The sequence below is a fragment of the Aneurinibacillus soli genome (assembly GCF_002355375.1).
GTDB classification, from domain to species: Bacteria; Bacillota; Bacilli; order Aneurinibacillales; family Aneurinibacillaceae; genus Aneurinibacillus; species Aneurinibacillus soli.
The window spans coordinates 292,501-316,284 of record NZ_AP017312.1; the positions used below are offsets into that span (position 1 = coordinate 292,501).

Annotated in this window: 25 protein-coding genes, 1 tRNA gene and 1 other RNA gene (1 of these 27 only partly in view); 6 read left to right on the top strand and 21 right to left on the bottom strand. The window is 47.4% G+C overall.

What is annotated here, in order from left to right; translation table 11 throughout:
- The 11 genes from CB4_RS01630 to CB4_RS01680 all read right to left on the bottom strand — a co-directional run.
- Positions 1 to 36, bottom strand: the start of a protein-coding gene (locus tag CB4_RS01630; RefSeq protein ID WP_096463285.1) for a pro-sigmaK processing inhibitor BofA family protein. Its footprint begins 231 nt before the window's first position; 36 of the gene's 267 nt are visible here — the first part of the coding sequence; its start codon is at positions 34 to 36; its stop codon lies beyond the left edge, outside the window.
- 24 nt (positions 37 to 60) lie between these two features.
- The gene (locus tag CB4_RS01635) at positions 61 to 1,005 is read right to left on the bottom strand and encodes a CPBP family intramembrane glutamic endopeptidase (RefSeq protein WP_146226660.1); all 945 of its coding nucleotides are present in this window, start codon (positions 1,003 to 1,005) and stop codon (positions 61 to 63) included.
- 132 nt (positions 1,006 to 1,137) lie between these two features.
- Positions 1,138 to 1,734 carry a recombination mediator RecR gene (gene recR, locus CB4_RS01640; protein WP_096463287.1) on the bottom strand — a complete coding sequence of 199 codons (597 nt, stop codon included), beginning with the start codon at positions 1,732 to 1,734 and terminating at the stop codon, positions 1,138 to 1,140.
- A gap of 21 nt (positions 1,735 to 1,755) precedes the next feature.
- On the bottom strand, positions 1,756 to 2,076 hold the full coding sequence (locus CB4_RS01645) for a YbaB/EbfC family nucleoid-associated protein (protein WP_096463288.1): 321 nt from the start codon (positions 2,074 to 2,076) through the stop codon (positions 1,756 to 1,758).
- A 12-nt stretch (positions 2,077 to 2,088) separates the two neighbouring features.
- The gene (gene dnaX, locus CB4_RS01650; protein WP_096463289.1) at positions 2,089 to 3,813 is read right to left on the bottom strand and encodes a DNA polymerase III subunit gamma/tau; all 1,725 of its coding nucleotides are present in this window, start codon (positions 3,811 to 3,813) and stop codon (positions 2,089 to 2,091) included.
- 121 nt (positions 3,814 to 3,934) lie between these two features.
- On the bottom strand, positions 3,935 to 5,356 hold the full coding sequence (locus CB4_RS01655; protein WP_231956115.1) for an ATP-binding protein: 1,422 nt from the start codon (positions 5,354 to 5,356) through the stop codon (positions 3,935 to 3,937).
- A 152-nt stretch (positions 5,357 to 5,508) separates the two neighbouring features.
- Positions 5,509 to 5,773: signal recognition particle sRNA large type (ffs, locus tag CB4_RS01660), an RNA gene on the bottom strand.
- 79 nt (positions 5,774 to 5,852) lie between these two features.
- A complete protein-coding gene (locus CB4_RS01665) occupies positions 5,853 to 6,617 on the bottom strand; it encodes a hypothetical protein (RefSeq protein ID WP_096463290.1) in 765 nt (254 codons plus the stop codon).
- The gene (locus tag CB4_RS01670) at positions 6,604 to 7,755 is read right to left on the bottom strand and encodes a PP2C family protein-serine/threonine phosphatase (RefSeq protein ID WP_096463291.1); all 1,152 of its coding nucleotides are present in this window, start codon (positions 7,753 to 7,755) and stop codon (positions 6,604 to 6,606) included. The genes CB4_RS01665 and CB4_RS01670 overlap by 14 nt, the downstream gene beginning before the upstream one ends.
- Positions 7,756 to 7,850: 95 nt before the next feature.
- On the bottom strand, positions 7,851 to 8,552 hold the full coding sequence (locus tag CB4_RS01675) for a hypothetical protein (protein WP_096463292.1): 702 nt from the start codon (positions 8,550 to 8,552) through the stop codon (positions 7,851 to 7,853).
- A gap of 165 nt (positions 8,553 to 8,717) precedes the next feature.
- A tRNA-Ser gene (locus tag CB4_RS01680) sits at positions 8,718 to 8,810 on the bottom strand.
- 140 nt (positions 8,811 to 8,950) lie between these two features.
- On the opposite strand from CB4_RS01680, the gene CB4_RS01685 reads away from it, so the two are divergent.
- Genes CB4_RS01685 through CB4_RS01695 form a run of 3 tightly spaced genes read left to right on the top strand, consistent with a single transcriptional unit; the run spans position 8,951 to position 12,030 of the window.
- A complete protein-coding gene (locus tag CB4_RS01685) occupies positions 8,951 to 9,541 on the top strand; it encodes a TetR/AcrR family transcriptional regulator (protein WP_096463293.1) in 591 nt (196 codons plus the stop codon).
- A gap of 13 nt (positions 9,542 to 9,554) precedes the next feature.
- Entirely contained in the window at positions 9,555 to 10,829 is a 1,275-nt protein-coding gene (locus tag CB4_RS01690) for an HlyD family secretion protein (protein ID WP_096463294.1), read from the top strand.
- Position 10,830: 1 nt separating this feature from the next.
- Entirely contained in the window at positions 10,831 to 12,030 is a 1,200-nt protein-coding gene (locus CB4_RS01695; protein WP_096463295.1) for an ABC transporter permease, read from the top strand.
- 30 nt (positions 12,031 to 12,060) lie between these two features.
- Here CB4_RS01695 and tadA read toward each other — a convergent pair whose 3' ends face one another.
- On the bottom strand, positions 12,061 to 12,525 hold the full coding sequence (tadA, locus tag CB4_RS01700) for a tRNA adenosine(34) deaminase TadA (protein WP_220033141.1): 465 nt from the start codon (positions 12,523 to 12,525) through the stop codon (positions 12,061 to 12,063).
- Positions 12,526 to 12,605: 80 nt separating this feature from the next.
- Here tadA and CB4_RS01705 point away from each other — a divergent pair, with 80 nt between their 5' ends.
- Complete coding sequence (locus CB4_RS01705; protein WP_096463297.1) at positions 12,606 to 13,568, top strand: cupin domain-containing protein; 963 nt, start codon at positions 12,606 to 12,608, stop codon at positions 13,566 to 13,568.
- Positions 13,569 to 13,617: 49 nt separating this feature from the next.
- Here the strand turns inward: CB4_RS01705 and CB4_RS01710 are convergent, their stop codons facing one another.
- From CB4_RS01710 to CB4_RS01735, 6 genes are all read right to left on the bottom strand, one after another.
- Positions 13,618 to 14,388, bottom strand: a complete 771-nt coding sequence (locus CB4_RS01710) for a phosphodiester glycosidase family protein (RefSeq protein ID WP_096463298.1) — start codon at positions 14,386 to 14,388, stop codon at positions 13,618 to 13,620.
- Positions 14,389 to 14,501: 113 nt separating this feature from the next.
- Positions 14,502 to 15,212, bottom strand: a complete 711-nt coding sequence (locus CB4_RS01715; RefSeq protein WP_096463299.1) for an alpha/beta fold hydrolase — start codon at positions 15,210 to 15,212, stop codon at positions 14,502 to 14,504.
- Between the two features lie 16 nt (positions 15,213 to 15,228).
- Positions 15,229 to 16,365, bottom strand: coding sequence for an acyl-CoA dehydrogenase family protein (locus tag CB4_RS01720; RefSeq protein WP_096463300.1), 1,137 nt, complete (start codon positions 16,363 to 16,365; stop codon positions 15,229 to 15,231).
- A 2-nt stretch (positions 16,366 to 16,367) separates the two neighbouring features.
- Entirely contained in the window at positions 16,368 to 17,228 is an 861-nt protein-coding gene (locus tag CB4_RS01725) for a 3-hydroxybutyryl-CoA dehydrogenase (protein WP_096463301.1), read from the bottom strand.
- A gap of 18 nt (positions 17,229 to 17,246) precedes the next feature.
- The gene (locus CB4_RS01730) at positions 17,247 to 18,011 is read right to left on the bottom strand and encodes an enoyl-CoA hydratase/isomerase family protein (protein WP_096463302.1); all 765 of its coding nucleotides are present in this window, start codon (positions 18,009 to 18,011) and stop codon (positions 17,247 to 17,249) included.
- A gap of 176 nt (positions 18,012 to 18,187) precedes the next feature.
- Positions 18,188 to 19,543, bottom strand: coding sequence for a sigma-54 interaction domain-containing protein (locus tag CB4_RS01735; protein ID WP_096463303.1), 1,356 nt, complete (start codon positions 19,541 to 19,543; stop codon positions 18,188 to 18,190).
- 119 nt (positions 19,544 to 19,662) lie between these two features.
- Between CB4_RS01735 and CB4_RS01740 the strand changes: the two genes are divergently transcribed.
- Complete coding sequence (locus tag CB4_RS01740; protein WP_096463304.1) at positions 19,663 to 19,872, top strand: hypothetical protein; 210 nt, start codon at positions 19,663 to 19,665, stop codon at positions 19,870 to 19,872.
- 299 nt (positions 19,873 to 20,171) lie between these two features.
- Here the strand turns inward: CB4_RS01740 and CB4_RS01745 are convergent, their stop codons facing one another.
- Positions 20,172 to 20,450 (bottom strand): HU family DNA-binding protein, encoded by a 279-nt coding sequence (locus CB4_RS01745; RefSeq protein WP_096463305.1) that lies wholly within the window; start codon positions 20,448 to 20,450, stop codon positions 20,172 to 20,174.
- 212 nt (positions 20,451 to 20,662) lie between these two features.
- Here CB4_RS01745 and CB4_RS01750 point away from each other — a divergent pair, with 212 nt between their 5' ends.
- Positions 20,663 to 20,887, top strand: a complete 225-nt coding sequence (locus CB4_RS01750) for a hypothetical protein (RefSeq protein ID WP_096463306.1) — start codon at positions 20,663 to 20,665, stop codon at positions 20,885 to 20,887.
- Between the two features lie 45 nt (positions 20,888 to 20,932).
- Here the strand turns inward: CB4_RS01750 and cobA are convergent, their stop codons facing one another.
- Together cobA and CB4_RS01760 are read right to left on the bottom strand one after the other, a co-directional pair.
- Positions 20,933 to 22,393 (bottom strand): uroporphyrinogen-III C-methyltransferase, encoded by a 1,461-nt coding sequence (gene cobA / locus CB4_RS01755; RefSeq protein WP_096463307.1) that lies wholly within the window; start codon positions 22,391 to 22,393, stop codon positions 20,933 to 20,935.
- Positions 22,393 to 23,781: a cobyrinic acid a,c-diamide synthase CobB gene (locus tag CB4_RS01760; protein WP_096463308.1), complete on the bottom strand. Its 1,389-nt coding sequence runs from the start codon at positions 23,779 to 23,781 to the stop codon at positions 22,393 to 22,395. Before CB4_RS01760 ends, cobA begins: the two co-directional genes overlap by 1 nt.
- Positions 23,782 to 23,784: the final 3 nt, after the last annotated feature.

Genomic DNA, 23,784 nt, shown 5'->3' on the forward strand with positions numbered 1-23,784 from the left:
AATTACTACAGCTACCCCAATCGTCCACCCATTCAACAGCCTTCTCCTCCTCGTTCTAATTTATTTTTGAAAGAAATAAATAAGTACAGTAATGGAGTTATTAAGCGAATGAAATAATATAGATGCCCAGATACTTTGATAATGATGACGCAGCCATCCTAGCATTATGCCCATAATAAATAAAGGTGGGAAAAACACAGGGTCTACATGAAAAACACTGAATAATAAGCTCGAACCTAAAATTCCAGCTACCACACCAAATCGATTTGTAATCGCTGTTTGTAGCACACCCCGAAACATCATTTCTTCTGCGATTGGCACAAACACCCCGATTAGTACTATTTCCAAAAGTCCCATAATAAGACCGAGATCTCTAGCCTGTGTTACTCCACCTGAAATTTGCTTCTCACGCCAGGAACCCAGTTCAAAATGTAACCAATCCGCAATCGGGACCGTCACCCATTCATCCAGTAAAAAAGTAGAAAACAAATAACACGCCACAGCCGCTCCTATCATCGAAAGCACCCGAACCGGCCGAACAAACCCTAGCTCATCCATTCGCCCCGCAAATAAAATCAGACCACCTGCAAGCATTAAAATTTGCGATAAAAAAGATTCAATAAGTCCGCCAGATGTATCCTCCTGAAAGAAAGCACCGCCTACAAACCAATAAAGAACGTAGGTTACTCCTGTCAGCGCCTGATAAAGAGCAAAATAATACAACGTATCGGTCACCGTCAACTCTCTCTCCCACAGCAAGAGCTCCCTGCGCCGTGCTTTCAGAAGAGCCGGCACAAATAGAGCAATCGGCAGAACACTCAGGCCAATCGTGATCAAAATCAGCCATATGTTTGATTCATCAGCCGCCTCAATCCGCCACAATCCCCGTTCCGTTACTGTCCAGCGGAGTGAAGAAAACTGGAGCGCGATTGCACTGACATACCCAAGCAGCAACAATACACTTGAAACCACAGCCACTTGCTCCCACCGTCTATTATTCGTCACATCCTCACCTCGCCATCTTGTACAAACATATTCCGTATCCCTCCAGAACAGAACAAGCTCTCCTCTATAAAAAATAAAGATGCTCAGCAATTTATGCTGGCATCTTCACTTTAACATGGAAAGAGTAGAATGTTACAACTCTCTTCTTCCCTCCAGTGCTTTTGAAATCGTCACCTCATCAGCATATTCCAGATCCCCGCCTACCGGAAGGCCGTGAGCAATACGCGTCACCCGAATACCAAACGGTTTAACCAGCCGGGAAATATACATCGCAGTCGCTTCCCCCTCAATATTTGGATTGGTTGCTAGAATTATCTCCTGCACGTTTTCATCCTCCAAACGCCGGAGTAACTCAGCGATCCGAATATCTTCCGGCCCGATCCCTTCCATAGGAGAAATCGCACCGTGTAGTACATGATAATAACCTGTAAGCTCGCGTGTTTTTTCCATCGCGATCAAATCTTTCGGCTCCTGTACGACACAAATAATAGACTTGTCCCGCGATGTATCCGAACAAATACGACAAGGGTCCACATCTGTAATGTTTTGGCATACGGAGCAATAAAACAAGTTCCGCTTTGCATTTACAAGCGCTTTGGCGATATCAAGCACATCGTCTTCTTTCATGCTAAGAACGAAAAAGGCCAGACGGGCTGCCGTTTTCGGGCCGATGCCTGGCAATTTCATAAATCCATCAATCAATTTAGCTATTGGTTCGGGATAATACACGTATGCCTCCCTGTCTGTGACCTAGAACATCCCTGGCATGTTCATGCCGCCCGTGAAACGTCCCATGCTTTTCGATGCCATCTCATCGGCTTTATTGAGCGCTTCCGTTACCGCAGCCAGCACAAGATCTTCGAGCATTTCTACATCATCCGGATCAACTGCTTCTGGCTTGATTTTCACTTCAATAATTTCCTTCTGACCATTCGCTTTCACGGTTACCATTCCACCGCCGGATGTTCCTTCTACAGTCTGCTCCTTCAGCTCTTCTTGCGCCTTCTGCATTTGCTGTTGCATTTTCTTAACCTGCTTCATCATATTTTGCATATTTCCGCCACCAAACATATCATATTCCTCCTAATCGTTTATGTTTACAAGTTCTTCGCCAAACAGTTTTATCGCCTCATCAACCAGCGGCTCTGCTTTGGGAACAGCCAATGGCTCCTCTCCGGATTCTTTGGCTGGCAAAACGGCTGTCTGCTGAATCTCCTGCCACTGGCTTTCCATCAACGTAAATAATTCAACAGGGCGATTTATAAACCCTTTTACAACCTCTTCAATTAACTTTTTATTTAACTCACGTGATGTTGTCTCACAATGAATAACACTCTTAAAACAGACCACCATTCCATCCTGAGAGAGTGCAACCGGCTTGCCATCAAGAAGCCAGGCATGCAGCTGAATGCTGCGTGATTTGACTGTACCAAGAATATCTGGCCAGATGGACTGCAGCTTCTGTAGCTGCGGTTCAATCGAATGAGCCACTACATCACGAATGCGGCCGGACGGAATTTTGACCGTTGGCTGGAGGCTAGGACGACGCTTCTCCGAGCGAGTTGGTTGAGACACAGGCGAAGCCGCGCCTCCTTCTGCTTCCATCTGCTTAAGACGCTTCTCCAGTATATCGATTCGCTGCAGAAGCTGTGCCATATCCGAAGATAAAACAGCCGGCCCGTCTGAGGGACTAACTCTCTCCCCTGCAAATTCCTGTTCCGAACCCACTGTTTGGCAAAGCTGAATCAGAATTAGCTCGAGCATAATCCGCGGCTGACTGGCCCACTTCATCTCACTTTTCGCCCGATTTAACTGCTCAATAATGGAGAAAATGCGAGAGCGCTCCAGACTATCAGCCAGCTCAGGAAATCCTGGTTCCAGTGTGATTCGATCGCGAATCTCTTCTAGTGCCGGAGCTGTTTTATACAGCAAGAGATCACGGAAGTAAAACAGCAGATCATCCAGGAACTGCTCGGGGCTTTTGCCTTCCTGCACGAGGCGACGAACGATATCGAGTGCCGTAGCTGTTGACGCATCCTGAATCGCTGACACCGTCTCACTCAGCAAACCATGAGAAGCGGCACCCGTAATTGCGATCACATCTTCAAGGTCAATATGATCACCACCGAATGAAAGGGCCTGATCAAGCAAACTCAGCGCATCCCTCATCCCGCCTTCTGCCATACGCGCAATAAATGTCAGCGCCTGATCCGAAATCTTAACGTTTTCCGACTCGACCGCCTCACGCATCCGCTTCACAATTGCTCCGCTCCCAATGCGCCGGAAATCAAACCGCTGACAGCGAGAAATAATCGTGGCCGGAAGTTTATGCGGATCTGTCGTTGCCAGAATAAAAATCACATGGGCTGGCGGTTCTTCTAGCGTTTTCAGTAAGGCGTTAAACGCTTCCGTCGTCAGCATGTGCACTTCATCAATAATATATACTTTATACCGCACTTGAGTCGGCGCATACTTCACTTTATCACGAATATCCCGAACTTCTTCAATTCTTCGATTCGAAGCAGCGTCAATCTCCATGACATCGACAACAGAGCCTTCTGTAATTCCACGGCAGGCCGCGCATTCGTTACAAGGTTCCGCTGCCGGTCCCTGTTCGCAGTTAATAGCCTTCGCCATCACCTTGGCTGCACTTGTCTTTCCGGTACCACGCGGCCCGTTAAATAGGTACGCATGAGAAAAACGCTGCTCTTTAATTGCATTTTGCAGCGTACGTGTGATGTGCTCCTGGCCTACGATATCATGAAACGTCTGCGGCCGCCAAACACGATATAATGCACGATATGTCATGTTTGCCTCTCCGCTTTCTTGTCCATATATGCTGTCTGGCCATATACGGAACTAAGATAATCAATCATAGTATTTATTATATCATTGAACACACTTTACAGGAAAGAGGGGAGGGGAGCAGTCAACAAGAAGGAAGGATGACATGAAAAGTCGTGCCGAAACCTTTGCTTGAAATTCGGATACTGCCGCCCATATCGTGAATAATTTTCTGACAAACCGGTAGACCAAGTCCGGTTCCATTTTCCTTTGTTGTAAAAAAGGGTTCAAAAATCTTGTCAGCTAGATAGGGGGGGATTCCTGGACCGCTATCATGTATCGTAATCTCTAGGTTACCCTGATTGGATGCAATACGTACAGTAAGCTGTCCTTTTCCACCCATAGCCTCAATTCCATTTTTGGATATATTCAAGAATACCTGCTTTAGCAGTTCTCTATCCCCTATAATGAGTGGAAGGGGGACTTCCTGCTGCACCTTAATCTCGATCCCCTGTAGCAGTGCTTCATTTTTTATAATGGGTAAAATCTCCAGCATAACCTGCTCAATGTCAACGAGCTTGTACTGAATCTCCTTCTGCTTACTGAGTAACAAGAACTCACTTACCAGATCGTTAATCCGCTTAATTTCAATGAGCATAATATCTGTGTAGCTTTTCTCTTTTTGCATGCCAGCTTCTTCTAACGATTCCCGCATCATCTGAAGAAAACCGTTAATCGAGGTGAGTGGATTGCGAATTTCATGGGCTGTACCAGCCGCAATCTGCCCGATCATAGCCAGACGATCACTGCGTTCGATTTTCTCTTCGAGTGAGCGCATATTCGTGATGTTTTTGAAGATATAGTAGCCACCCTTGATCTGGCCCTCTGCATCACGAAATACATCCGAGTCGACAATCAGCTCAAACCGCTGTTCCCCATTATTCCACGAATAGGGTTTATCCGATACCGTAACACCACTCAGCAGAGAAGAAGAAATAAATCCCTGTTCTTCGCCCATTCCCGGGAAAGCTTCTTCAATTTTCTTATTAATGATCTCGGTCTTGCGCACCCCCAGAATGGTGCAGGCTTTATTGCTAATCTCCAAAATCCTGGCTTCCTTATTCAGCAGAATAATTCCCAGATTTACCTCGCGAACGATTTGTTGATAAATAAACGGGAAAGTAGACTGCCCCTGAGCTTCTTGAATGCCCGGTAGGATAATATAATGAATCGCATCCTCTCCGTTCCCCCTGTAAATCATCAAATCGCACATGCATGTACCGCCGCTTTTTAACCGTAGCAAACTGCGAGGCGTCTGGGAAAAACGCTCGCGCATAATATTGCAATAGGAAAGCCAGCCTTCAAACGAATCTTTCGTTACGAATAAATCCTGATATGTCTTTTGCTTAATTTCTTCGTATGTATGGCCAGTTGCCTGAAGCAAGATTGCATTCGCCTCTACAATGTGACCCTGTCCATTAAAAAACACAGCGGCAAATGGCATCGTATGCAGATGTATTTCTAATTCGTCCATCCCGATCTCTAAATGAAATGAATTACCAGACATTGCGTCTCCCCTCCATAAACTAGGGATAATTGCCATTTTGTCATTTATTATGTTGACTATACTAATTCTGTTTTCCTTTCTCATTTCCTTTCTTTTCCGCAAAAAATAAGAACTCCCGGTGTAAAATACACCGGGAGTTCTATAAAAGGGAACCGCACACCTATCTTCGATACGTACATCCGGGCGGCCCCGTGTAGTTAGCTCAAACCAGGCACCCCTGCGGCACACGAAAGATACCACTTATGGCTGCTTCCTTCCGGACCTGACCAGGTTCATGGGCTTCCGTTGCGCAGGACCCGGCTCTCAACACCACTTGCACGGACCTGACCCCACATGTTACGCACCTCTGATAGGAATTCAACCCCGCTACAGCGGATTGCGGGTTACAGGGCACCGCTACCTCCCCATCTAGTGCGGAAACTTATACGCATTTATCAAGCAGTGTTAACTGCCCATTCATCATAACAAAAACAGGACAGATGTGCAAGCTGGTCGATTAAGGAAGGGGATCTAGCCTGTATCGTACAGACTCTACCCATTCGATTTGTTCAGCTGTCAGAACCATTTGTTCATCTTCTTTTATAAGCGTTGGATTCATCGGCGTATCTGCCTGTACCTGTATAACCTGCCAGACAGTTTGGTCTGTTAATCGTACCTCACTGCCAATAGGAAATGGATTCAGAAGCCAGCGATACGCCTGCAACTGATTCATGTCACGCTCCCATATGTACGTCACCAGCTTTTCATATGCTTTTTTCGGCTCGATCCAGCCGCTTTTGACCGTTGCAAATAATTGCTGTGCATAATAGCGTGCATATCTTTCATCTGCGCTCGTCTTACCAGCCAGTATACAGGCCTGCTGAAGCAGACTTGCTGTATACAAGATCGCAATCTGATGTACAAAACCGGAAAAATCATCCGGGGTATGAATACGAAGCTGCTCCACAATTAGCTGTTGAAGAGAAACTTTTTTCTTTAATTCTCGCAGCATAAACCCATAATCGTGCAGGAATAACACACTGTTTATTGAGGAATCAAGCGTCTGGATAATCCGTATAATTTGCTCCATCCATTCATCTGCCTGCACACATACTTTTGCTATTTCAAGTCTGTTCATCCACGTAAGATGCTGACTTTGAAGTACAAGAGGAGCTTTCAGCCATACTCTCCCACTATCGTCCACCACATCAATCGCCAGAACCACGCCTGCTTTTAGGAAAGAAACGGGGAGTAAAATATTTTTCTCTTCAGCGATGCTCATTACCTTCACCCCATTCAATCAAAAGCATCGTATAATCATCTTCCCGTGTCGGATGCTCTTTCTGAATTTCCTGTTTGAGACGCATCTGGAGCGGATCGAGCTCATGGTAATCTGATGATCGAAAAATTGTAGTCAGCTGCTCAATCCGCTTCGCATTTCCTTCCGGATCATGTCCTTTCTCATACACACCGTCTGTCATAAGCATAAGACGTCCCATCTTCTCTACTTCCAATCTCTTTGTTTCATGTCGGTTCGTTTCAATAATACCGAGCGGCAAAGAAGTAGAACCCAGACAATGAAGTGTATTCGCTTCCATATCAAGCACATAACCATTCGGATGGCCTGCATTCGCATATTCCACAGTTCCAGTCGATACATCTATCACGACATAAATGCAGCTAACAAACATCGTTTCCGGGAGGCGGAAGAACAGTCGGCATAGATGGGCGTCCAACTCCTTCATAACCGTGGCAGGATCGGTCACTTTGGTAGCCAATCCGCCTAAAAGCGTACGAATCGCCATCGTAATTAAGCAAGCCGAAAAACCGTGTCCCGACACATCCAGCAAGAATAATGCTGCTTTGCCATCGTCAAGTGGAATAAACTCGAATAAGTCACCACCGAGAAGGTAATATGGCTGATGTATGTACGTGAAGCGAATGGCTCCTTTTTTCACTTTCTGAGGATGCAGACTTTTCTGAACAAGAGTGGCGATATTCAGCTCTTTTTGTACAGCATGAAATCGACTCATTCGCTCATTCAGGCTACGGGCATGTGCGATGTACTTCTGAACCATCAGACGAACTTCGCGTACATCAAGAGGGTAGGAAAAAATATAGGCGACACCACGGTCAAAATACAACAGTCTATCTTCGAAATAAAGTCCCGGACAATCAAGTAGAATAGGCAAAAGCGGCTCAACGTTTCTCAACTCATGGATGGCTTCTTTAAGCTTTTCCGCTTTTTCAGCGCTGGCAGCACTGACCAGTACCAACTCAACGGTCGTAACACGTTCCATAACGCGCCGCAAATGCGAGACATCCTTCACCTCTAACAAGCGATACTGCATGGAAAGAAGAGAACGCATAAGCGGCTGGGGCGTTCCAAGAAGCAGAATAGTGCCAGCAGACTCTGACATAAAAACAGACACACCTTTTCTATGAATTTTTCATCATAGACAACTAGTAAAAAAACAGCGGTTCCTTTCTGATGGAATCGCTGTCCTACTAGTTGTCAATATTTTTTGTCAAAATTAATAAGACGATCAATTTCATCCAACGCTTTTACGGAATGGGTAAACCCTTCTTTCTCCTTCGTGATGGAGTGACTGATCTCGATGAGAAGTCCTGTTAGTTCTGTGAGATCAAGGCTGTCTGTATACGTTTCAAGCTCATTAATTTTTATAACGATATCACGCCCCAGCCGTTCACTGTAAGGCTGATTAGCCATGGTCCGAAGTTCGGTCGTAAGCGTTCGGATAAGCGGTACCAATTGTCCACGGGACGGTGAGAATGATTCCGGACGCTTGGTTACCCGACCTTCACGATTAATAATCAGGCCGTTTGTGTAACGAGCATCCCCCGTTAATGGATCGATCGACATTTTATCCGGGCGGCCTTTACGCGGCTTCTCAAGCGGCTTTTCAAACGGTTGCTCTACAACTGAAAACACTTCCTGAACACGAGCCATTCTTGGGTCTGACACTGGAATCTTCTCATGTTGTCTGACTTCACGATACAAACTTTTGCGCATCTCCTGCTCGAATTCGGAAGAGGTGGTATTGTCGTCAACATTGACCTGGTAAGGTGACGGATTCGCAGGGACTATCTCTTCCATCTGATCTTCTGCCTCTACATTCAGTGTGGCTGTACCAAATCCGGCTCCAGCCAAAGCAACAGAAAGTAGTACCCCCCTGACAAGCTTTTGTTTCTTCATTGTATATTCTCCTCTTGTGCCGTCTCTATAATTAATTACTGCTTCGAGAAAAATAGTACGTGTTACTCTCCGCTTTTTCAATAATAAATTAAGTCTGTTTCCAGAACTTTTTCTTGGCTATACAAAAAACCGCAGCATCACGCTACGGTCTAGATTTTATATGTATGGCGGAGATGGAGGGATTCGAACCCCCGCGCGCCGCAAGACGCCTAACTGATTTCGAGTCAGTCCCCTTCAGCCGGGCTTGGGTACATCTCCATAACACTACGTATTTTATCATAACAAAATTACGAGATGCAAACAAAAATCTTTCGTCTTGCTTTTATCGAAAACTCTTTTTATAATAAAAAATAAATTTAGACTGACTGGTCAGTTTAAAAAAAGTTCGGGGTGAATACATGCGGACAAAAACAAAAGAACTGATTTTTCAAGGGGCGCTTAAAGCGTTCGCAGAAAAAGGATTTAATGAAACAACCATGGAGCAAATCGCCGAGATATGTGGTGTAGCGAAAGGAACACTGTATTACAACTTCAGCACAAAAGAAGACCTTTATATTTTCGTGATGGAATCAGGCGTGCAGCATTTCACTTCCATGATCCGGGATTACATTGAGATTGTTAGCCACGACGACTTCCGAGAGCGGGTCATCCGCCTGACAGAAGCACATCTTGATTTCTTCGAGAATCAACAAGACTTCTGCCGCCTGCTGCTCAGTCGCAGCTGGGGAACACAAGAACGACATCATACAGTCCGACATGTGCTACAGGAATATTTTAACCTGCTAGAAAGCGAGCTTCACACCGCCCAGGGGCAGGGAAAACTGCTAGCCAGCATTGATGTCAAAACAGCCGCTAGCAGCTACTTTGGCATGGTTGGATTCACAGCCATGCGAGCCATTATTTACGGACAATCACTCGATAATGTCGCACTGCGAAGCAGTTTACAAAGTCTTGTTCTTCATATGATGGGAATTTCTGATCAAGAATAGAGGAGAGAAAACGATGAAAGCGATTCGAATCACCATGTTCTCGGCAATGGCACTGCTGATTGGAGGAGGGACGTATGCGCTGGCTTCCTACCAGGAAACCGGGCGCATTGAAGCCGCATCTGTAGATCAGCCAACCGCCTATGTAGAAGCAACCAATATGAATCTCAGCTTTAAGATTGGTGGACGTATCAATCAGATCTATGTAAAAGAAGGGGATCATGTAAAAAAAGGCCAGCTTCTAGCACGAATTGAGAGTAAAGAGCTACAAGATAAGGCTGCCCAGGCTCAGGCTGCCCTTCAAGCAGCTGATGCTGGAGTAGGTCAGGCTCAAGCATCAGTATCAGCAGCGGAAGCGAAAAAACTACAGGGAAGCAACTCCGTCACCGTAACAGCCGAAACAGCCGAGCAACAAGTTTCTCAGGCGCAAGCTGCCGTGAAAGCGGCACAAGCACATCTCGAAGCACTAAAAAATGGCGCCCGTCCAGAAGAAAAACAGCAGGCACAAATTAAAATGAACGCCGCCAAAGAGGCAAACCGCATCGCAGAAGATAATCTGAAACGGACACAAGCTCTGTTGCAAGCCGGGGCTGTCCCTCAAGCCAAAGTAGACGAGGCGGAGCTCAACTATCAAAAAGCAAAAGCAGAATATGATGCATCTGTTAAGCAGTATGAACTGGTAAAACAAGGACCACGTACAGAAGAAATTAAAGCAGCTCAAGCACAGGTAGAACAGGCCCAGGCAGCGGTCGCACTTGCAGAAGCGAACAGAGGTCAGGTCACACTTCGCCAGGATGATGTGCGGGCTGCTCAGGCGGGTGTTTCTCAGGCACAATCTGCGGTTTCGTCCGCATCTGCTGGTGTATCCAAAGCCCAGGCAGCTTTAAACGAAGCGAACACGTACATTAGCTATACTGAATTACGAGCACCATCTGACGGCGTCATTACCGTACAATCCGCACAAGTTGGAGAACTTGTCGGCGCAGGCTTCCCGGTTCTGACACTTGAATCCAACCAGGATCGCTGGGCAAAATTCTACTTCCCGGAAAACCGAATGGCAGGGATGAAAACGGGTGATGAAGTCGGATTAAAGGTAATCTCCACCGGCAAAGTAGTCAAAGGTCGTATAACGGTTATTCAGCCGGCCGCTGATTTTGCGATCCAGAAGCCAAGCCAGGGTACAGGCGATACGGATGTACGCTCATTTGGTGTAAAAGTAACCTTACTTGATCTGCCTGATACAACAGCAACCGGCATGACGCTGCAATGGCAGGGCAAAGGAGCGAAATAGCATGGAAAACCGTCTCAAAATCGGGGACGTTATCCGGGAAGAGTGGCAGAATATCCTCAAGGACCGCCGTCTATTCACAATCCTGTTCATCGTCCCGCTTATGTATACCGCCCTGTTTGGCTATTTATATACGAATCAGCGGATAAAAGAAATCCCGACTATCGTGTACGACGGAGACAACAGTCAGCTCAGTCGCCAGATCGTACAGTCATTCGATCAGACCGAAACGTTTCAGGTCAACCGACAGGTACACTCGGAACCAGAAGTTGAGCGAGCGATTGAGCATGGAGAAGAAAAAGTTGGAATCATTATTCCGAATGACTTCGAGGCGAGATTAAAGCATGGTGAGAACGTGCCGGTTCTTACGTTTATTGATGGAAGTAACATGCTGTTTTCCAATGCGGCAACACGCGCCGCTAATCAGGTTGTCACAACGATTGGGTATGGCGCCTCTTCCATGAAACTAAAACAACAGGGGCTGCAGGATGAGCAGATCTCCTCAACGTTCGCCCCGATCCCGTTCCGATCCCGCGTCCTGTATAATCCGATGTTTAACTATAACTACTTCCTTGTGTATGGCCTGATCGGCACCATTTTACAGCAAATTCTGCTGCTCGGAATTGCGCTTGCGATTACACGGGAGAAAGAACAGGGGACATGGAGCCGATTTGCTCAATGGCGTGATATGCCCTGGCGGATTGCCTATGCCAAAGCTGCCCCTTATTTTCTGATCGGTATGGTGAATAACGTCACGGCATTCAGTATGGCACTGTATATGTATCACCTGCCGTTCCGAGGACTTATTGTACCAGCACTGGCGCTGGCTGCCTGCTTCTCGATCGCACTGATTGGACTTGGATATTTTATCAGCATGTTCTCTAGCAACCAGCTCGGATCGACGCAGACGGCTATGCTGATTGCCGTTCCTTCCTTCCTCTTATCTGGATTTACGTGGCCATTTGAAGCGATGCCTCACCCGCTATATGTGCTCAGTCATGCTCTTCCGCTCACGTACTTCCTTGATGGAGTACGAGAAATCTTTATCAAAGGGCACGGGTTTGACATGATATGGCGTGACTGTATCGCTCTCCTGCTTACCGGAGCAATCACGTTTTTTGCAGCATTCATACTAACACCGCTGTTCCTGAAAAAACAGAAAGAAGGAGACTACGATTCCTCCCCTTCCACCTTGTCCATGTAAGGAAAAAGGATGAACCACTCTACCTGTGGCTCATCCTTTTTTTCGTTTCTGTCGCAGCGCTCGGAAAAAATCCCGCAGCAAGTTCGCACACTCTTCTTCTCGTACACCATGCACAAGTTCGACCTGGTGATTAAATCGATCTTCTTGAAGTAAATTCATTAGACTTCCGGCACAGCCTGCTTTCGGGTCCATTGCGCCGTATACGACACGGGGAATACGCGCCTGCACAATCGCACCTGCGCACATCGGGCACGGCTCTAATGTCACATACAACGTCGTATCAATCAACCGCCAGCCTTTCATCACGTTACTCGCTTCTTGAATCGCAATAATTTCGGCATGAGCAAGCGGATTCTTGTCGGTTTCCCGTAGATTATAGCCAGTCCCCACTACCTCCCCATTGCGGACAATGACCGCCCCAATAGGTACTTCACCACGTTCTGCTGCTTTTTGTGCTTCTTCCATAGCCAGTCCCATATAATACTCGTCGTTCATCTTTGCCCTCACCTCCTTGTATTTCTTTATTTTGGAAAAAACAGTATACTATCATCATACCTGTTAGAAAGTGGGGCGTTATGATGCAAAGCTTAGTTCTATGCACCGAAGGCACCTGCACCTTAGACATAACAGACAATATACTGGATAAATATCATGTAGAGCTGATACGATTTGACCTCGCATGGGAACTATTTCTCGGACAAAGTGGGCGAAACGAAACAGGCGAGCTAGATATCCCTGCCGGCAATCCTCGTACCAAATGGTTCGGGCTTCATCAATGGCTGCGCAGTACACTTGGCTTACATGTCGATATACTGCATACTGAACCGAAGCGACTGCTTGCTGTGCTACCACCGTCCTCCCTCGCAGCGTATGAATACGTAACCCGTACCTTATCCATGTATTCTACGTCTCTTGGTGTTCTTCACACAGGTAAAATGAACGGGCGTGATATTCAGTGTGCCATTACCTGCTTTTATGAGCAAGGTAGCCATGCTGTCGTAACAGATGGTTGGGTTCCTCCCGTTATCAATTTGCATGAAAAACCAACTCCACTGCTGACAAAAACATCAAAAGTACAGGATGGTAGTACGTTTACGTGGCTCGGCGGGGTACTTGGCTCCGATCGGCTTTTTGCTCAGGTGTACCATCTCACCTCTGAGTCAGGAGCAAACCGCCTCCATAGTCACTCTCATGTAGACGAGATGTTTGTTATTCTGGATGGGGAAGGCACGCTCATTACCGAATCGGGAAGTTCCCCTGTCAAAAAAGGAGACTTGATTGCCAAACCAGCAGGCTCTGGACTTTCAACTCGGCTTCTCCCCGGTCCATCTGGCATGCAAGTACTCGATATTGAGGTCTGGGCACACAGTGAACAAGCAGATGTTGTTTCGTATCCACAGCACGGAGAATTATTTGTGCGCGGGCGAAGTTTACATCATGTGACCGCATTGGACAATCTGCTTTCCGCAGATGATATGATGAAGCGCTATACTCAATTATACCGACGCAATCGGGATGGCACGGTGACAAGCGATTGACAACGATCCCAAAAAGGAGGTCGGCACATATCCTCCTTTTTGGGGGTAGTTATTTCTTTGGAATAATCACAAGTGCATTGCTTAGCAGGCGTCCGGGCTTAGTTACATATTTCCCATTTGCATACAAGCCGGATGAAGCACCTCCGTCCATATTCAGTGCCGCTTCCAGATCAAGTGCTTTGCAGATTTGTGCCAGTTGTCCGGTTGTAACGTTCGGCACAGTTCCCAATACAAGTCGATTTGTTTTTGTATATCCGATAAAGCTGCGCTGCCCGCTCTGTGTTGTAATTTTTGGATCATTCATCCCTTCCGCTTTCGGGTTCAGAACGATTTTACCTCCTTGCAGCAAGGTCGGACCTGCACTTGTCATATTCTCGAACTGCTCGTCCATTGTTTTAAAGCTGCGAGAGCTTCCGATAACAGGCTTATTGGCTTCCGTGAAGCCAATAGAAGCTCCGGTCCATCCTTCGTTTACTTCCTGATAATTAATAATGATTTCTCCGTGCGTCTTTTTATACGCCCCTTTATCATAGGAATTAAAAAATGAACCATTAATTGCCGCATAAGCTCCCGTACGCTTCGCCATACTCTCCAGGCTTTCTGTTGATCCAATCTTATTGCCTGCCAGCACAGGCAATATCTCGAGCTTCGCATCATTCAGGTTCACATACACAAGCTTCACCGCTCGCTTTCCCCCGCTGAAGCTTACCGTCTTGCCCGTGGCAACTACACTGGCCGTTCCTGCTGCCTGAGCCGGTAAACTTACCACTCCCAGCACGAGAGAAAAACTAATGAACAAGCTTAACCATTTTTTCACCATATCCTCCGTTCCTTTCCTAAAAATCCAGATATACTACACCGCTTTTATTATAGCGCACAGAAAAACAAAACACCCGATTCCAAAAAAGTAGAATCAGGTGTTTATACTATTCCTTATTGTACAGCTGCGAGAATGTCTTTACGAAACGAAAGCAGAGCTTTCGCAAATGCTTCTGGCTTCTCAAGCATAATATAATGGCTTGCGCCTTCAATTTCGATTGCATTAACCCGTTCATTACTCACAACAGCTTTTTCCTTCGCACCTTTTGGTAAAAGCCGGTCTTCTGTTCCGTACAGAGCAAGAATGGGAACGGTCAGACTGCGGAATGTATCTTCTCCTTTGTACGCACTGCAAGCCGCAAAATCCGCATGCGTCACGTCCATCGGCACCGCTGACAGCTGAGCACGCTCTTCTTCAATCAGCTCTACAGAAGCGTCTTTTCCATACGAAGCGGTAAAGAGCATGTCAGGGAACGTGCCTGCTTCAAGTTCAGCAAGAATTTTTGGATGCACTGGCATCTCATAATGACTGGCATTTAAGACAAGCCCCTTCACGTGAGATGTGCGGGCCACAAGCTCAATGCCCACGAGTCCACCCATAGAATGACCGACGAGAATGACATCTTCTTCACCAAGTTGCTCCTGTAACCAGGCCGCCTGTTGCTCAATCGTTGTGCAGTACGGTACCTCATTATCTCCATGCCCCGGCAGTTCGATGATATGAATCGGTGCACCTTCGAGATACGTCTCGATACCGCGATATTTTGCTTTGGTTCCGCCTGCGCCGTGAATAAATACAAAGGGAAGTTGTTCCGAAGCCGCCATCCTTATTCCTCCTACATTACATGATCGAACGGGAAATCACCACACGCTGAATCTGGTTCGTTCCCTCGTAAATTTGTGTGATTTTGGCGTCGCGCATCATGCGCTCCACCGGAAATTCCTGAATGTAGCCGTAGCCACCCAGAATCTGCACCGCATCCGTTGTTACTTTCATCGCCGTATCCGATGCGAATACTTTCGCCATGGAAGCAAGCTTCATCATGGATGGGTCTTTACCTTTACTGCCAAGGTTGTCAAGAGAAGCCGCCGCACGGTATACAAGTCCACGCGCCGCTTCAATCTGAATCGCCATATCTGCTAGCATGAATTGAATGGCCTGGAAAGAGCCGATCGGGCGTCCGAACTGTTCGCGCTCTTTCACGTACTCCAGACATACATCCAGTGCACCCTGCGCGATGCCAAGTGCCTGCGCTCCAATGCCTGGTCGTGTTTTATCCAGCGTCTTCATCGCAACAAGAAATCCTTCGCCGTCTTCGCCAATCATATTTTCTTCTGGAACCATGCAGTCCTCGAAGAAAATCTCAGCGGTCGGTGAGCCTTTAATGCCCATTTTCTTTTCTAGTTTGCCTATGACAAAACCCGGTGTGTCCTTCTCAATAGCAAAAGCCGCATACCCTTTGTCGGTTTTCGCAAACACGCTGTATACATCTGCTGCGCCACCATTGCTGATGAAGCACTTCTGTCCGTTCAGACGATAGTAACGTCCGTCTTTTTCGGCACGTGTTTTCATATTTTTCACATCTGAGCCGGCACCGGGTTCCGTCAGGCCAAATGCAGCAATCTTGCGTCCGGTTGCCAGATCATGCACGTAGCGCTCTTTGAGCTGCTCACTGCCACCAATAATGATAGGCAATGTACCAAGCTCCTGTACAGTTAGCACCTGGGAAGAGGACGCGCACACACGCGCCACTTCCTCGACGATCAAGCAGTAGCTAAGCAGATCAAGTCCGGCACCACCGTATTGTTCCGGCAGATTTGCACCAATGTAGCCGTATTCGCTTAGCAGCTCTTTGATGTCAAACGGGTACTCGGCCTTTTCGTCGATTTCCGCTGCACGTGGCTTGATTTTTTCCTGCGCTAGTTTGTGAATTCCCTGTTGTATTTCTTTCTGCTCGTCTGTCAGTGCAAAGCTCATTTTCACTTCGTTCCCTTCGTATAATCATAGAATCCTTTACCGGATTTACGTCCGAGATGGCCTGCACGAACAAGCTTGCGCAGAAGAGGTGCGCTGCGGTATTTGGAATCCTGTGTTTCTTCATACAGAGAATCCTGTACATACAGAAGGGTATCGAGACCAATCAGGTCAGCCAGTGCCAGCGGTCCAATCGGATGGTTTGCGCCGAGCTTCATGCCTTTGTCGATGTCTTCTGCACTTGCTGTACCTTCCATCAACACAAAAATAGCTTCATTAATCATCGGCACGAGAATACGGTTTACCGCAAACAGCGGTGCTTCTTTCACGTCGATCGGATCTTTACCGATTTTCTCAACAACCTCTTTCGCTGCCTGATACGTTTCTTCTGATGTGCTTTGGCCACGAATCAACTCAACCAGCTTCATAACCGGAACCGGGTTGAAGAAGTGAACACCGATCACTTTATCCGCACGGTTCGTTACACTCGCGATTTCGGTTACGCTCAAACCGGATGTGTTTGTCGCCATGACAACGCCTTCTGCTGCGACTTTATCCAATTTTGCAAACAGTTCTTTTTTAAGCGCCATGTTCTCGCTTACTGCTTCAATGATGAAGGACACCTCGCCCAACGCTTCCCATTCCGTTGTTGTCGTAAGTAATGCCTCGTATTCTTTCTTCTTCTCTTCTGTCAGACGGCCTTTCTCAATACCACGGTTCCAGTTTTTCTGAATGCCGCTTAAGCCCCGGTCAAAGAACTCGGCTTTCTGCTCAACTGCTACCACTTCAAATCCAGCTTCTACTGCTGCCTGTGCAATGCCGGAACCCATCGTTCCGAATCCGATAATTCCAATCTTCTGTGCCATCTCTTAGTCCCCCGCTTTTTATTTATTCTGAAATTGTGGAGCACGACGTTCAAAAAATGCCGCCACTCCTTCATTTTTATCTTCTGTCAGACAAATCTCACCAAAAGCCTGTGCTTCTTCATTCAAGCCCTCTTCCAGTGATGTAGCAAGCCCGCGATCAATAACACGCTTCGCCGCCTGCACCGCAAGTGGACCTCGTTCTAGAATGATCCCCGCCCAGCGCTTTGCTTCTGTCAATGCGTCTATATCAACCAATTGTTCTACAAGTCCAATGCGCTCTGCTTCTTCTGCTGATATGAATTCTCCAGAGAAAATAAGCTGTTTGGCTTTGCCCGGCCCAACGAGACGAGCGAGGCGCTGTGTACCGCCGTATCCTGGAATGATGCCCAGCTTCACTTCTGGCAGACCGAGCTGTGATTTGCGGCTCGCAATTCGGAAATCGCATGCCAGTGCCAACTCTAACCCGCCACCCAGTGCAAATCCGTCAATCGCGGCGATAACCGGCTGCTTCAGCCCTGCAATTCGATTGAAAATACCTTGTCCACGCTTGCACAATTCGACACCTTCTGCCTGCCCAAGCTGCGGAAATTCCTTAATGTCTGCTCCAGCAACAAAAGCCTTCTCCCCGGCACCTGTAATGATAATAGCCGCGCAGTTATCATCAATCTGATTCAACAGCTCATCCATCTGTTCAAAAAACGCTGCATTCAGGGCATTCACCGGCGGCGCATCAATCGTAATGACACCGAGTCGGTCTTTCAGTTCCCATGTAACTTTCATCATTCTCCACCTCCGTAATAAAAACTCCTTATTCGATATACTTTTATTCTAGCAATAATAATGCCAGTTTTCCCAGAAAAATTTTTGGTTTTTTCAAAACAATATGAGATTATATCATTTCTTAAGGATACAAAGTTGTATCTTTGTTTCCGAATTGTTTCCTATAGAAACAAAAAAACCTACAGCAATCCGTATTTTTTCAACTTTTGATAAAAAGCTTTTCGACTAATCCCCAGACGCTCGATTGCCGCCGTTTTTGTCCGACTCACTCGCAACGCTTCTATAATCATTTCTTTCTCCGTTTGCTCGATAGCCCCAGGAAGCCCGATCCCCCCCTCATAAATAGGCGTGGTATCTTCCATCTTCTCTGCTTCTCTCTCCTGCCGAATACTCTCCGGCACATCATCCGGTACAAAATATGAACGTGGGCAGATCGCTGTCATTCGCTCTAACACATTCCCAAGCTCACGCACGTTCCCCGGCCAATCGTATTGCTCAAACATCTCGTACACTTCTTGCGTGAGCGTAATATGTTTTCCGTATTTCATGCTTAAATCACCCATAATTGTATGAATAAGCAGCGGAAGATCCGGCTTTCTTTCCCGCAGCGGTGGGATATGGATGGGAACAACGTGCAGCCGATAATACAGATCATTGCGGAACGCCCCGGTTTCCATCATCTTGTTTAAATTACGATTCGTCGCTCCGATGATGCGTACATTGAGCGGGACTGGATTCGTTCCACCGACCCTACGAAACAAACGCTCCTGCAATACACGCAACAGTTTGGCCTGAAGAAATAGCGACAGCTCCCCAATCTCATCAAGAAACAGCGTACCACCTTCCGCCAGCTCCAGAAGCCCTTTCTTCCCCCCTTTGCGTGATCCGGTAAACGATCCGTCCTCAAAGCCAAACAACTCACTTTCAAACAAGGATTCCGGTAGTGAGGCCATATTAATCGCCACAAACTCACGATCCCGGCGTGGACTCGCTTCATGAATCGCCCGGGCGAACACTTCTTTGCCTACCCCGGTCTCCCCATACAACATGATCGTAGCTTCCGACTCAGCTACCTGGCGGGCTATATGCACAGCCTGCCTCATCACTGGAACATGACTCTCCAGCATTTCAAAAATTTTATTATGCAGCTGTTCTTCCAGCCGGGTAGAGTATGTTTTATACCGCTCTAACTCATCCTGTAACGCGTAAAATTCGCTTATATCTTTCATAATGGCAACCGCCCCGATCAGCTCACCATTCTCTATCAATGGCGTGATATTGGCGAAAACATGGATGTTCAGCGAGTGAAGATAGCTGTAATCATTAATCAACGGTTGTCCGTTTTTCAACACGTCATGAATGCGCGCTTTCGGCTCAACCTTGCTTAACTTACGCCCAATCAGTTTGTCAGCGGGCACACCAAACTGAACTGAGTATGCATTGTTAATATACACAATGGTACTGTCCCGTGCGATGACCAGCACGGCATCATGCAGTGACTCAAGAATCGAAAGCAAATGATTCGCAAGTTTCATTACCCATCCCCCTTTCTTTTTATTATAACGTAAAAAGGTAATTTCTTTGATTTACGTATTAATAATCCATAAGAACTACCGATAATATAGTTATAAGGACTTACAAGGGGGTTGGTAGGATGAATCGAGAACGAATGCAGCGTCTATCACGTGTTGCACATGAGATGATGCCAGAGCCGTCTGTTTCCTACCCAAAAAAGCAACTACCACATACAGCAATTACAAGACCGTTCAAACCATTTTTCATTCATCATTCTGCTTCAGAATGTGTAGCTTATACAGATGATAAGGAAGAAACAAACACTTCTTCTTTTAATCAGTACATTTAGGATATTTTTACTATTTTTTTGAAAATCCTAATAGATATTACACCAAAAGGTATTTATAATAGGAAAGTGCAAGTGATTGAATAAAGCGGGGGCGAGCAAGAATGGATCAATTAAAATCAGCTATGTCTCTATTCGGGACAATGTCGCTGATTATGTCTGTATTCGTTTTGATTTGTTTTGGTATTTCTCACATCTAAGGTTACACCTACCTTACTTAATAAAAAAAAGAGTGCAAAGGGTTTTCGCGCCTTTTGCACTCTTTTTTTGTCTAGCAACCTATTTTGTGTATAAATGCGAGATTAGCGACCGTTTACGGCATCTTTCAGCGCTTTACCCGGTGAGAATGCTGGCACTTTGCTCGCTGCAATCTCGATTTCTTCGCCTGTTTGTGGGTTACGGCCTTTGCGAGCTGCACGTTCGCGGCTTTCAAAGTTTCCAAACCCGATCAACTGTACTTTTTCGCCTTCTTTCAGCGCTTCTGTAATCGCATCAAATACCGCTTCTACCGCCGCAGATGCTTCTTTTTTTGTCATATCTGTTACTTCTACTACTTTCTCAATTAACTGTGTTTTATTCATTATGTACTCCTCCTTAACGGATTTTGATTTTCATAGAATGATACCGCCTATATCCATTTTTCCAATATTGAGCTGGCTTTAAACATTGCTCTCCCTAAATTGTTTGCTCTTGTTGGGCAAAATCCTCTTTTTATCTTCAAAAAATATGGAGCAGCCCAGGCCCAGGCCTCATATGATGACAGGGAACACAAAACACAAAGGGGGCAACGAGGATGGCAAAAGCAGCGAAAAAACCGGGTACGAAGAAGAAAATCACTCCGATTCAACATGAGGACCGTAACCGTTTTAATATGAAAGTCGTAACGTCAGATAAGTGCCGGGTCTGTACGCAGCAGTGCCAGCGTGGCCTGGCGTATCTCGACAGAATGACCCAGCCCGGCACAAACATCGGTAAAGGGGTCCCATGCATCCTAACAAAAGGAAAAGCGTACAAATAAAAAAGCCGGGTGCGGTTCGCCGCACCGGCATAATCTAATCCAGAGTTATGACAAAGACACATCAGCAGGAGATAAGCTTGCAAGCAAACTCGCAAGCGAAGGAGAATCAGTGATAATATGCGGTTCGTATCCTGCCTGACGAATCGCTTCTGCTGTTTTTGGCCCCATACAGACAAGCTGTGCGGCGCGAAGAATACCGGAGACATCCATATCTGTTTCCGCTAAGGCATGCATCAGTACGGAAACAGACGCCGCACTCGGGAAAACAATGGTGTCGCGCGGCTCTTCCGCAAGCACCCGCTCCATCATTCGGTTATATTCCTTGTGCGGCTGCTTTTCATACAAAGAAAGTGTATCGCACGTATACGCCGGATTCTTTTCGTGCTCCTCACTGCCTCCAAGTAGAAGCCCTTTGCCCGGCGATGGCCCGGTAAGGATCGAAGCCTGCAGACCACGCTCTGCCAGCCGTGCCTGTGTACGGGTCGATAAAGCGTACAATTCGGCCCGCAGATCACGTATGTCGAGCCCCATATCCTGATAGGCCCGGAAAAAGAAACCGACACTTTCTGGGGATGTAAATAAAAGCGCATCATCTTTCACGCTATTCCGGATTCGTTCCAGCTTTGCCGCGTCCACTGCCGGGCAAAGTGTATAGCGTGGATATTCGACAACGTCCGCTCCCTGTTCAAGTAGCGCATCTGCCATCGTTCCAGCTTCCCCACCAGTACGAGCTAACAGAATGCGACGGCCAAACAGCGGCTTTTTCTCAAACCAGGCGATGGTGTCACGAAGCTCCACGATAGAACCTACCAGGGTAAGCGCTGGATTCATGAGTTGTGCGTCATCCACTTTTTGCACGATTGTCGCGAGTGTTCCCGTTACCGTACGTTGACGGCCAAACGTGCCCCAACCGATCAGAGCAACAGGCGTATCGGCACTACGTCCATGCTGAATCAGATTCGCGCAAATGTGCGGCAGATTCGAAACACCCATATAGAATGCAATCGTATCAATTCCACTGGCGAGCGCAGCCCAGTCAATAGAAGGCTTCCCGTCTTCGCCTTTTGTATGCCCGGTCACGATCGCAAAGGAAGTTCCGTATTCCCGATGCGTCACCGGAATGCCGGCATATAGCGGCGCAGCAATGCCCGATGTAATGCCCGGCACAATTTCGAACGGGATATGATGAGCCGCAAGCTCGGCAGCTTCCTCCCCTACCCGACCAAACACGCCAGGGTCACCGCCTTTAAGTCGTGCCACACATTTGCCTTCCTGCGCCTTGCGAACGAGCAGTTCATTGATCGCTTCCTGACGCAAAGTATGTTGTTTCGGAAGTTTGCCGCAGTAGATGAACTCCGCATCCGGGCTGGCAAATCGCAGCAAGCGCGGGTTCGCCAGCCGATCATATACGACGACGTCTGCCCGCTCCAGGCACTCTCGCCCCCGAACCGTAATCAGCTTCTCATCTCCCGGCCCAGCACCAATTAAATAGACGATTCCTGCCATTACACTCGTCTCCTCCCTGCTGTGTTCCGGTACTCAAGGCAAGCTGCCACCCAGTTGTGAACCAGGTCTGGCTGCGACCCGAAGTGAAGGTGCGTATAACCCGCTACTAGGTTATGAAGCACAACTCCCTCGGACTTCGAACCGAATCGTCCCTGTGACGTGTATGCATGTGGCAGTTCCGCCCCTGCTTCGAATACGGAGTAATGAAATTCATGGCCGCGTGCCACTGCCCCATCCGGCAGAAGGAAATTGCCCGGCAATCCGGTTACTTCCCGATATCCAAGGGCTGCCCGCTTCGTCTGCATGCGTGCCTTGCCTGATACAAGACCGATCATTGCGTATGATTCACCGGATGTGGTTACGATTTCGTCTGTCAAATACATGAATCCACCGCATTCAGCAAAGGCAGGCATTCCCCCTTCGATTGCCTGCCGGATCGACGTGCGGCTGTGCTTCGCATCGGCAAGTTGCGGCGCGAATTCTTCTGGAAAACCACCGCCGATATACAGCCCCTCTACTCCGTCCGGTACCGGCTCATCAGCAAGCGGACTGAAATACACACATTCTGCCCCGGCCTGCGTGAGCAGCTCCAGATTTTCTGGATAGTAGAAGTTAAATGCGGCATCTCGTGCCACTGCGATGCGAATTTTCTTGCCATGTGACTGTACAGCTTCAGGTTCTACCATAATTTCATTTGTTTCTGCCAGTTCAAGCAAGCGATCCAGGTCGATATTTTGTTCAATCATCTCGCCTGCTTTTGTAAACAGTGCATCCAACTCACCGCGTTCGACAGCTGGAAGCAGGCCCAGATGACGCTCCGGAATCCGAATTTCATTCGTCCGGACGAGCGTGCCGAGCAGCGGAATGCCACATTCCTGCTCCACAGCCTGCTGAATGATCTTGCCATGACCGGTGCTTCCTGCGTGGTTGGCAATTACCCCGACAATTCGAACGGCAGGATTCAGAAGTTGGAATCCCTTAACGACCGCTGCCGCACTCCGCGCCATGCTGTGAACATTCACCACAAGCACAACCGGCGTATCCGTCAACAGACTAATTTCCGCCGTGCTCCCGGTGTCTTCTGTCGGGCTTTTGCCGTCATACAGCCCCATTACACCTTCAATAATTGAGATATCAGCGTCCTGGCTGGCGCGAGCAAGTACAGAGCGAACCGTATCTGAAGGCAGCATCCAGCTATCCAGATTGCGAGATGGGCGCCCCGTAATCGCCGCATGGTAAGCAGGATCAATATAATCCGGCCCGCATTTGAAGCCCTGTACAGTCAGCCCCCGACGCTGAAATGCGGCCATCAAGCCAATCGTAACGGTCGTCTTTCCAGCTCCACTGCCTGTTCCAGCGATAATGATTCGTTTATTTCCCACAGCCATCCT